Below are 10,832 nucleotides of genomic sequence, written 5' to 3'. Positions count from 1 at the left end.
TCCCCCACTTTCTCATATTATGCAGGTATTTATAATATATTTTCTGATTTGTATTGTTTTGTATATTATAGTAATGATACATAACTTTGGTCAAATTCCCAAACACTTAAGAATATTAAAACGGCATGCCGCTCGTACAGCCAATGGGCCATAGACGACATACCGTAAGATGATTGGCGGGCTTTTCACCGTCATTGTGGGAGGTTCGAGAATCCCCAGAGCTTCAGCATGTTGGCTACGGACCTTTTTCCTTCTTTCAACTTCCGCTTTTTCATCGGCTCTCCCCGTTTCTTCTTCCCTTTGCATCCAGGAATCAGGTAAATTAAGTAGAGAAACTATAACCCAAAGAGGGCCAATAACATGAACCGTATAGAAATTGTTTATCAGGATTATGCCAATGAGCGAAATTTGAACCAGGCGGAAAGCGATATTTTGCATTTTCTAATCGATAAAAAGTTTGACGGGCAGCATTTGAGCATACGCAGCGCCGCCAATGACCTCTTCGTGTCCACAACCACGATTATCCGGCTGTGCAAAAAGCTCGGGTTCAGCGGATACAGCGAATTTGTGTACAACCTGAACTTAAAAGTGTCGAAAATGCTGGCCGGAAACGTCCAGTCTGTCGAGGATATTCACCAATCTTTAGCCGAATCCATCTTAACATTCAGAAGGAATTTCGACCAAACCTTTGACTCCCTTAATCAATCCGCGATCCTGCGTTTTCTGGATGAAATCAAGACGCATAAAATGATTTATTTCTATGGCGCAGGCTTCTCCACATTATTCTCCAATTACCTCGCCAAGAAGCTGGAGCTGTTCGGCTATTATGTTTCCAATACTACAACCAATGACAGCAGAGGGATCTTTCTGAACAATATTCAGAAATACAAATTACTCATTGTCTTCTCCCGTTCCGGCAATACCGGCAAGGTCATGGAGAAGGTGAAGCTCGCCAAGGAGAGCGGACTTACGACCATCCTCTTCACCGGCAACGGCGGCAGCTCCACCGCTCAAATCGCCGATATCGTCTTTACGGTGCTCGATCCGACCATTGAATCCCAGAATGAGTTCGAGGTGACCTCCTACGAATCCAACATGTTTATGCTCATTGATCTCATCCTGCTGCTGGCCATGAAGAAGGGCATTATCCGGAAGGTTTAGGCGGTATGCGAGAGGCGCGGAATGTAACATGTTACTTGATCGGAACACAAGATACGCAATGCCTGTAACCCCTTTCACAAAATGAAAAACAGCGCTATACTCAGACCATCAAATATTTGATAGCAACTAAAGAGGCATCGAAAGGAAGGGTTCTATGTGAGAAAAGCTTTGGTCAATCATCTTCAGCTATTCGGCAAGTCCCTGTTTGCACCGATTCTGTTATTGCCGATTATCGGCCTGTTCATTGCCTTCGGCAATGTGTTCGGCAATGGCAACCTGGCGCAATATGTTTCCTTCCTGGATTTCCCGCTAATCCAGAATACAGGAAAGTTCATCTCATCCTCCGCCGTATCCATCCTGCAGAATCTGGCCCTGGTCTTTGCGGTGGGGATTCCGATCGGCCTGGCCAAAAAGGACAAAGGCTACGCCGCGCTGACCGGCTTGGTGACCTTCGTTATCTTCATCAACGCCATGCATCAGATTCTGGAGTTAACGAATCGGCTGGTGCCGGCAGAAGCCATGAGATCCGCCGGGCAGGCCATAGTGCTGAATGTGCAGGTGCTGGAAATGGGCGTATTTTCGGGCCTGTTCATCGGGGCGCTGGTGGGTGTGCTGCACAACAAATTTTGCAACACAGAATTCAAGGGCGTTCTGTCGATCTACTCCGGACACCGCTTTGTTGCCATCCTGGCCATTCCAAGCGCCATGATTCTCGGAGCGTTGGCCGCACAATTTTGGCCGTATGCCCAAACGGGCATTACCGCTTTAGCCAACGGCATTCGGGGCATGGGCGTGTTCGGCTTCCTGGTATACGGTTTTCTTGAACGGATTCTGGTTCCGACAGGGCTTCACCATCTCGTATATACACCATTCTTATATACGGAGCTGGGCGGTATTGCTCATATCGGAAGTGAAACCGTTTACGGAGCGAGAAATATTTATTTTGCCGAGATGGCCGATCCAACCGTTTCCGTTCTGAGCAGTACCGTAAACTGGGATGCCCGGGGACTCAGCAAGATGTTCGGTTTGATAGGAGCGGCGCTTGCGATGTACGTCACTGCAAATAAAGACAAGAAATCTATAGCCAAAGCCATTCTTCTCCCGGCAGCCGTGACCTCCTTTCTGCTCGGAGTGACGGAGCCGCTCGAATTCGCCTTCTTGTTTACAGCTCCAATTCTGTTTGTGATCCACGCCGTTCTGACAGGAATAGGGATGATGCTATTGAGCGTATTCCATGTTCATGCCATCGGCGCGAACGGAATTATTGATTTCCTGCTGTATAACCTGCCGCTGGGAACGACCAAATCGAATTGGCCGATGTTTATCCTGACCGGGCTTATGATGACAACGATCTACTTCCTTGTATTCCGCTTCCTTATTCTCAAAATGAATCTGAAAACTCCGGGACGTGAAGAAGCGGCAGAAACAGCGGCGGCGCCAAGTCCCGCCAAAGCTCCGGCATCCGGAGGCGCGGGCGGCCAACCTCTTCCATCTCCCGCAGCTTCGGGCAATCCATCAACCCAACCTCTTGGAGCCACTATTATTGCCGCTCTGGGTGGAAGCGGTAACATTGAGAATATTGACAATTGCTACACCCGATTGCGGCTTATTTTGAAAGATCCCGATGTGATAAACGAAGGCGTACTTAAAGAAACCGGCTCCAAAGGTATCATCAAATCGGGAAACAATGTGCAGGTTGTTTACGGTCTTCATGTCAAAACGGTTCGTGACCAAGTCGATCAACAATTAGGAGGAATATAATATGACAACTTATAAATTGGCGGTAGCAGGCGGCGGCAGCACGTATACACCGGGGATTATCAGAAGCTTGATGGATCGTCTGGAAGATTTGCCGTTATCGGAAATCCGCTTCTATGATATTGACGGGGAAAGACAATCCAAAGTGGTCGTTGCCGCCAAAGCGGTGATTGCCGAGTATACAGACACCATTCAAGTTGTGGAAACGACCGATCCCAAGACCGCGTTTGAGGATGTGGATTTCGTCTTTGCCCAAATGCGGGTTGGAAAATACGCTATGCGGGAGCTGGACGAGAAAATTCCGCTTTCCCACAATGTTGTCGGCCAGGAAACCTGCGGCCCCGGCGGACTCGCCTACGGGCTAAGAACCATTTTCCCCATGGTTGAACTCGTCGATTATGTAGACCAATATGCGAAGAAAAACGCCTGGATCGTAAACTACTCCAATCCGGCCTCCATTGTGGCGGAAGGCGTCCGCAAGCTAAGACCAAACGCCAGAATCCTTAACATTTGCGATATGCCCGTTGCCACGATGCGTAATATGGCTGCTATTCTGGGGGTTAATCGCGAGGATCTGGTCGTCGATTACTTCGGATTAAATCATTTTGGCTGGTTCACCAAAGTGGAAGTGAACGGTGTTGACCGTCTTTCGGAGCTGCGTGAGCATGTCTACCAGCACGGTCTGCTGACCGAGGATGTCTCCAAAATCGATTATCGCCATGCCGATTCGTCCTGGATCAAGACCTTTAAAAATATCAAGCTCATTATGGATCATTTCCCGGAGTATCTGCCTAATCCTTACCTGCAATATTACTTGTTCCCGGATTACATCGTAGAAACGTCGAATAAAGAGTACACACGCGCCAATGAGGTCATGGACGGCCGGGAGAAAACCCTGTTTGAAACGGTAAGGAAATATGAAGAAACCGGCATTCTCGAAGATGCCTTTGCCGTCGGCGTTCATGGCACGTTTATTGTGGATGTCACGATCTCCCTTGCTCAAAACCTGGGAAGAAGATATCTGGTCATGCTTGAGAACAACGGAACGATCCCCAACCTGCCGGCAGACGCCATGATTGAGGTTCCAGCGCTCATTACGAGCAACGGTCCGATTCCCGAGTATGTGGGAGAAATCCCGTACTTCTACAAAGCGATGATCGACCAGCAGTTAGCTTCGGAAAAAATTCTAGTCGAGGCGATTACGGAAGGCTCATATATCAAGGCCCTGCAAGCCTTCACGTTAAATAAAACGATCCCTTCCGCCAAGGTCGCCAAGGCTGTGCTCGATGATCTGATCGAAGCCAATAAGGAGTATTGGCCGACGCTTGCGCAGGAGTATAAAGAAGGCGTGCTCGTATAGACGCCCCATGCGACTTACAAGAGCGTTTTTAACCTATATATCTGGCTGAGTTGCATCACTTCAAAGCCGGAACTGCGCCAGCGTTTACGCTGGCGTTTCTTTTCATCCAATTTACCAGCCGCATACCGCTTCAGTTGTCCAGCTTCTTTTCTATGCCCCCCTGCAAGGTTGGGGAGAAACCACTTTTGTCAAACACATCTTGACAAATAATGATTTTGCGGAACCTTGATCGGCTATATCATTTTTAACAAAGGTGTAGAACGATTAGGAGGCAGTAAAGCAAGCATGTATTTAAACTTAACCCCTATTGTAGCTATATTACTTGCAGTTATTGCATATGGCAGCCCAATTACATGGATACAAATCGCGGGTATGGCAATGGTGCTGATAGGTGTCTTTGTTGCTTCTACCAAAACCAGTAGCCGTAAACCATCTCTGAGGAAAAATTAATAAAAGCCATCTCTATGGAATTCAACTTCCCAAGAGGTGGCTTTTCTATAAAATGCAGGTCGTGAATCATTTGTTTTAGTCGTACTTTCAGGGCATTACTGGATGGGTGCGTTATATCATGTCCTTATGTTCAATTTCCCAATGCTTCTTAATGAGCTGCTCCAGCTTCTGCTTGTCTTTATTCTTAAAACACTTGATGATTTCTTTATGCTCCTCATTGAGCTGTGCCGATACGGCAAACAGACGGTCCTCATCATCGCTTGAATAAACCTGTCTCACGAAGCTGTTCTGCAGCATTTCCAAGGTGTCGACCAATGTAGCATTATTGCATTTGTTAATGTAGACATTATGGAATTTCTTTTGGTACTTCTGATAGTCGGAATAATTTTTCTCTGCAATGGACAGGTCAATAATCTTCGTAAAGTCTTCCATCTGCTCTATATCGTCTTCCGTCATTTGCTCTAAAGCAAGCGTAGCCGCCAAGGCATCCAGCACACCGACAATCTGGAATACATCCAGCTTCTTCTTGGTGTCCAGATCCTTCACGATAAATCCCCTGCGGGGCAAATATTCAAGAAGATTATCTGAAGCAAGCTGAATCAAGGCTTCTCTGACAGGGGTGCGGCTGACTTCCAGCTTCTTGCTTAGCGCGACTTCATTAATTTTATGGTTCGGAAGCAGGGTCCCGTTTTGGATTTCGGTTGCAATATGGTCATAGACATGATCTTTCAAGGATTGATATCTCTTGGTCATAGCCAGCCCCCTAACATACGGTTATATATTCATTATACAATATATAATATATGTGGCAGGAATGCCATGGCTGTCTCCGGTTCCGGCCGTCATCCCAAAGCCTTCGCTTGCACCTTAAGCTCCCTGCTTTCCCGTCTTTTATTGGATAAATAGACGCCCAGAAAGACAAGCAGCCCTCCAACCACCTGGATGAATGGAATGGATTGTCCCAGAAATGCGCTGATGATGGCCGTAAACACGGTAATTAAATTGAGATAGATGCCGGCGCGGCTGGCTCCGATCTTGCTAATGGCTATATTCCAGAACACAAAGGAACCTACGGACGGCAAAATACCGATGTAGAGTATCCCGATGATGGCAGGCTTACCGTGCGGAAGATGAATCCCATAGAACAGCATAAACGGGAGCAACAAGAGGATGCCGAGCAACACGGACGCCGCCGTTGCCGCAATAGGCGGAATCCCCTTCATTTTTCGTCCCAAGATGGAGTAAAGGGTCCAATTCAGGATGACAAACAGCATGATCAGGTCCCCTTGATTATAGTCGATGCTAAGGATTTGCTGCAGGTTTCCTTTGGTTAAAATGATCAGTACGCCAAGCAGTGAGATAAACAGTCCCGCCACATTGACCAGATTGAGCTTCTCCTTCAAAAAAACGACCGAGAACAGTACAATCAATGCCGGGTTTAAGGAATTAATCATCGCGGCTTCCAAAGAAGAGGTGTACTTCAGAGCCGTATACAGGAAGAAGTTATACCCTATAATTCCAAACGCCGCCATGAGCAACAGATATCTCCACTGCCCCCACACCTTTCTCCAATCCGGACGCTCAATGAGCTGGGCAATCGGGAACAGCAGCACAACGGCGATGATCCACCGGGTAAATGTAATTTGCAGCGGGTCCATCTCGGCAACCACATACTTGCCAAATACGTAGTGCCCTCCCCAAAATAAATTCGCTGTAACGAGAAATAAAATTACCCAATATTTTTTCATTTCGGAATGTTCCCCTCTCAGATCAGGTTCAAGACGCTGTCAAATTCGGCAATCAAATCGTCGATATGCTCAAGACCTGCCGAAATTCGAATGAAGCTTGCGGCAATGCCCGCTTCCTCCAGCTCTTTGACATTTAAGTTGCGGTGGGAGGTTATAGCCGGTGAGCAGACGGTGGTCTTGACACCCGCCAGGCTGGGCACAAGCTTAATTCCGTCCAAATTATCAATGAAGGTGCGGTAGCTGTCCTCTGCTCCCTTTAAATCAATGGTTAACATACCGCCAAATAATTGATGGTTGAACAGCGAACTCGCCAGGCCGAAGTAAGGAGAAGATTCCAGTCCCGGATAGAATACCTTGTTAATGTTAGGATGGCTCTTGAAAAAGGCGGCCAATTTCAGAGCGTTGCCGGAATGCTCTTTCATGCGCAGCTCCAATGTCTTTAAGCTCCGAATCAGAATCCAGGCATCAAACGGACTCATGCAGCCTCCGTAAAGCGTACCCACCTTGTCTATGGCCCGGATGGTCTCTTGATCGGATACGACGATGCCCCCTGTCACATCCCCATGTCCGCAAAGATACTTGGTTGCGCTGTAGACCACAATATCGGCTCCATGGCCCAGCGGCTGGCATACGACCGGCGTGGCGAAAGTATTATCTACCACCAATTTGGCCCCGTGCGCATGAGCGGCTTCCGCCAGTCCTCGAAGATCATTTACGGCCATTAACGGATTGGAGATCGTCTCCGTGTACACAAGCCGGGTCCTCGGCGTAAAATACTGATCCAGGTCCTCGCTGCCGAAATCGGCAAAGGTCACATCAATATGAAACTTGCTTAATTGATATTTGAGGAACTCGTAGGTCTCCCCATATAAAGCATGAGAGGCCAGGACATGATCGCCCGCTTCAAGATGCGTGATCAGAGTTGAAGTAATGGCGGCCATTCCCGACGAGAACACGAGCGCATCCTCCCCGCCGTCAATGGTGCGCATGACTTCTTTTAGCGCCTCGTGAACGGGATTTGTCATCCGGGAGTAAATAAAGCCCTCCGCCTCGCCTTCGTATACCCGATTCAGACTATCGACGTCCTCAAAGGCAAATACCGAGCTTAAAGTAAGCGGAATCGTCTCCGGAATGGATAAGGAGCTGGGATTGTGATTTCCTAATCGGGTTAGCAAGGTATTAAAGTTCTGGTTCATGCAAGTCGCCTCCGGGCATCTATGGATTTAAATTGTATATTGTATATTGTATTTTTTAAATCTAACACTCTAACGAGCAATTTGCAAACCTATTTTCAAAGCGCAGACTTAAATTATATGTTATAAAAGATAACGCATCGCTCGCAAAATCCAGTAAAACCCCTGCTATTACAGCCTGTTTGTTAGATTTTCTGACAAATCTGTTGTGTAATCCATAGAGAAGTGCTATATTTTTAAAAAATACAATATACAATATTAAGTGTATTGTATTTTATGCTCAGCTAAAAGAGGAGGCAATAGAATGTCAGAGACGAAGAATATAACGGACAATCAATTGAAACGCACGATGAAAAGCAGGCATTTGTTTATGATTTCACTTGGCGGCGTAATTGGTACGGGGCTTTTTCTAAGCTCAGGCTATACCATCAATCAGGCCGGACCGGTAGGTACGCTTCTCGCTTACCTCATCGGCTCTGTCATCGTTTACCTGGTGATGCTCTGCCTGGGGGAACTGGTGGTTAAGATGCCGGTGACCGGGTCCTTTCATACGTACGCCACCCGGTTTATTGGTCCGGGGACGGGGTTCACGATGGCATGGCTATATTGGCTGACGTGGACCGTGGCGCTCGGTTCCGAATTTACAGCAGCCGGCTTAATTATGGAAGGCTGGTTTCCCTCCATCTCTGTATGGGAATGGAGCGCATTCTTTGTTGTATTGCTGTTTGCTCTTAATGCCTTTTCCGTCCGGTTTTTTGCAGAAACGGAATTTTGGTTCTCCAGCATCAAAGTCATCGCGATTATCCTGTTTATCCTTATCGGAGGATTGGCTGTATTCGGGATCATTCCGATGTCCGGAACCAGCGAAGCTCCCTTGTTCACAAACTTTGTCAAAGACGGGCTGTTCCCGAACGGTTTCGGCGCCGTATTCCTGACGATGCTGGCGGTTAACTTCGCCTTTTCAGGCACAGAACTGATCGGGGTCGCTTCCGGCGAAACGGCAGAGCCCGAAAAGGTCATTCCCAGAGCCATTCATACCACCCTCATACGGCTTATTATCTTTTTCATTGGCAGTATTACGGTGATCTCGGCGTTAATTCCTTGGAAGGAAGCCGGAGTCGATCAAAGTCCCTTCGTTCTGGTGTTTAATAGCATAGGGATCCCTTATGCCGGAACGATTATGAATTTTGTTGTCTTAACGGCTATTCTCTCCTGCGCAAATTCCGGTTTATATGCTGCAACACGTATGCTCTGGTCCTTATCCAATGAAAAAATGATTTCGGGCGTATTTGGGAAAGTAAACAAAAAGGGCGTCCCTTTGCCCGCTCTGATTCTTACCACCTTAGGCGGCGTTCTTTCTCTAATCTCCAGCGTCATTCCCGCTCAAAAAGTCTATATTATCCTGGTTTCCATTTCGGGTCTGGCCGTAGTTATTGTATGGATGGGCATCGCCGCTTCCCAATTTATGTTCCGCCGGGCTTACCTGAAAGCGGGAAATGACGTGAACGATTTAAAATTCAAAACACCTCTGTATCCGATTGTCCCTATTGCGGCATTCCTTCTGTGCTTCCTGTCTTGTGTATTGATCGTATTTGATCCGGCGCAAAGAGCGGCATTATTCTATACCATCCCCTTCGTTGCCTTATGCTATATTTGCTATTACGCCAAACAAAGCCTTCAGAAAAAGAAAATCGGCAGCCAGGAAGAAGCTAAAGAAGTTAAAGAAGTTCGAGTGTAGTCCCGATAACCGACCTGATGCCGGAGACTTGCGAACCTTAAGGCCCTTTATTTAAATCTGGGGCCTCAAGGTTCTTCTTGTTGTTGACCAGTCAATCCTCCTTCAGCCATGACCCGAGGGGCGCAAACATCGTCTCCAGCCCTTTACTCGGATTGGGCAGATAGACGTGAAACGAAACAAGAATGCTTAGCGTCAGCCCGACCAGAATCAGCGCGAAATACACGATCAGATCCTTTTTCTGTCTCTTCTTTATCAGGTGGGGAGCATCCCAGCCGGCCAGCAGGATAAACAGGGTAATAATCGCCATGATCTTCATGCTTAATCGGACTCCTCTTCCTCCAGGATGATCGACTTGTTCGTCAGGCCGGTGCGGACCACTTTCGCGTGAGGCTTGATGTCCACTTCCAGCTTGGAGAATTCATCATCCCATCTTTCTTTGTACTGCCGGTTCCACGCCTTCGGGTAGGCTCGATATACAGCGGCGCCTAATCCGAAGATGTCCGAATTGTATATTTTTTGCGCCTTGTAGAGCGTCGTTTGGATTCTTCTCCTAATCTCTTGCTCCAATTCCTGTTCGATATATCGGATAACCTCCGGGTTGCTGACATCAAGTTGGGAGCTATTCTCATATAAAGTGTTCTCCATATCAATTTCCACATTTATTTTGAGCTTGCCATTTCGTAGAGCCGGCTTGATCTGCGTCGTCGCCCTGACCGCCGTCGCGCTGATCTTTCCTTCCCCTCTGTCCTTCGGGATATCCACCGTCACAATGCTGGTCTTCAGTTCATTGCGCAGCCACAGCACGCCGCGCGTCTCGGCATCATCCATCCAGCCGACCAGTTTATCCTTGCGAAAGACAGCCGAGCCTGTAATGGCGGCGTTCATCCCCTGCCCGGAGGACCCCTCCTCACTGTCCACCTCCGACCGTCTTAACGCCACCTGGGCCGCGACCGGCTCGGTCCCGTCTGTAAGCAGCATATAGATAAAGTCCTTCAGGTAGATCTGAAGCCCGATATGACGCTTCTCCTCTTCCCTGATTTCTTCGGCGGAAATCTTCTCCCATTTGGCGTTAAGACTTAGAATATCCGCCGCTTTCCCTTGGCTGAATAGAATAAAACTGCGTAGCCGGGCTTCCCGGTAACGGACAAAAAAGTCAAGCACGGGCGCAACCCCCTCCCGGGCCAGCTTCTCCCCGATCACAATGATCCGGCTATGAGAGAAGAATAATCTGCGGGGCAGCTTCTTCTGCAGCTTGCGGATCGCATCCATGATCGTCTCCCCCTCCTCCGATACGATCACGGTTGGTTTCGTTCCGCCGCCCGCTCCGGTACTCTTACTGGAACCTCCGGCCGGTCCAAGCATCGTCGGAACAGCAATTTGCAGCGTCAACAGATACTTCCCGTCGTCCACCTTGTCAATGGCGG

10 protein-coding genes are annotated in these 10,832 nt (G+C 48.1%); 5 read left to right on the top strand and 5 right to left on the bottom strand.

All coding sequences use genetic code 11. The features are described 5' to 3' along the window. Positions 1 to 360: 360 nt before the first annotated feature. The 4 genes from L692_RS0106540 (at position 361) to L692_RS31055 (ending at position 4,729) form a co-directional block, all read left to right on the top strand. Positions 361 to 1,161: a MurR/RpiR family transcriptional regulator gene (locus tag L692_RS0106540; protein WP_025698270.1), complete on the top strand. Its 801-nt coding sequence runs from the start codon at positions 361 to 363 to the stop codon at positions 1,159 to 1,161. A 156-nt stretch (positions 1,162 to 1,317) separates the two neighbouring features. Beyond that, positions 1,318 to 2,922, top strand: a complete 1,605-nt coding sequence (locus tag L692_RS0106535) for a PTS transporter subunit EIIC (RefSeq protein WP_025698269.1) — start codon at positions 1,318 to 1,320, stop codon at positions 2,920 to 2,922. A 1-nt stretch (position 2,923) separates the two neighbouring features. Then, positions 2,924 to 4,279 carry a 6-phospho-alpha-glucosidase gene (locus L692_RS0106530; protein WP_025698268.1) on the top strand — a complete coding sequence of 452 codons (1,356 nt, stop codon included), beginning with the start codon at positions 2,924 to 2,926 and terminating at the stop codon, positions 4,277 to 4,279. Between the two features lie 225 nt (positions 4,280 to 4,504). Next, positions 4,505 to 4,729: a DMT family transporter gene (locus L692_RS31055; RefSeq protein WP_084463100.1), complete on the top strand. Its 225-nt coding sequence runs from the start codon at positions 4,505 to 4,507 to the stop codon at positions 4,727 to 4,729. A gap of 111 nt (positions 4,730 to 4,840) precedes the next feature. Here the strand turns inward: L692_RS31055 and L692_RS0106525 are convergent, their stop codons facing one another. The 3 genes from L692_RS0106525 to L692_RS0106515 all read right to left on the bottom strand — a co-directional run bounded on the left by L692_RS0106525 (position 4,841) and on the right by L692_RS0106515 (position 7,673). Continuing rightward, the gene (locus L692_RS0106525; protein ID WP_025698266.1) at positions 4,841 to 5,482 is read right to left on the bottom strand and encodes a GntR family transcriptional regulator; all 642 of its coding nucleotides are present in this window, start codon (positions 5,480 to 5,482) and stop codon (positions 4,841 to 4,843) included. A gap of 89 nt (positions 5,483 to 5,571) precedes the next feature. Then, the gene (locus L692_RS0106520; RefSeq protein WP_025698264.1) at positions 5,572 to 6,477 is read right to left on the bottom strand and encodes a DMT family transporter; all 906 of its coding nucleotides are present in this window, start codon (positions 6,475 to 6,477) and stop codon (positions 5,572 to 5,574) included. A gap of 17 nt (positions 6,478 to 6,494) precedes the next feature. Continuing rightward, positions 6,495 to 7,673 carry a trans-sulfuration enzyme family protein gene (locus tag L692_RS0106515; RefSeq protein WP_025698263.1) on the bottom strand — a complete coding sequence of 393 codons (1,179 nt, stop codon included), beginning with the start codon at positions 7,671 to 7,673 and terminating at the stop codon, positions 6,495 to 6,497. Between the two features lie 301 nt (positions 7,674 to 7,974). Between L692_RS0106515 and L692_RS0106510 the strand changes: the two genes are divergently transcribed. Beyond that, on the top strand, positions 7,975 to 9,408 hold the full coding sequence (locus L692_RS0106510; RefSeq protein WP_025698261.1) for an amino acid permease: 1,434 nt from the start codon (positions 7,975 to 7,977) through the stop codon (positions 9,406 to 9,408). Between the two features lie 91 nt (positions 9,409 to 9,499). Here L692_RS0106510 and L692_RS0106505 read toward each other — a convergent pair whose 3' ends face one another. After that, a complete protein-coding gene (locus L692_RS0106505) occupies positions 9,500 to 9,724 on the bottom strand; it encodes a hypothetical protein (protein ID WP_025698260.1) in 225 nt (74 codons plus the stop codon). A 2-nt stretch (positions 9,725 to 9,726) separates the two neighbouring features. Further along, positions 9,727 to 10,832, bottom strand: a 1,106-nt coding sequence (locus tag L692_RS0106500) for a Ger(x)C family spore germination protein (RefSeq protein ID WP_025698259.1), incomplete at its 5' end; no start/stop codon positions are given.

Source organism: Paenibacillus forsythiae T98, assembly GCF_000520735.1.
Taxonomy (GTDB): Bacteria; Bacillota; Bacilli; order Paenibacillales; family Paenibacillaceae; genus Paenibacillus_AQ; species Paenibacillus_AQ forsythiae.
The sequence above is the reverse complement of the archived record's forward strand: the minus strand, read 5'-3'. Positions and strand labels throughout refer to the sequence as shown.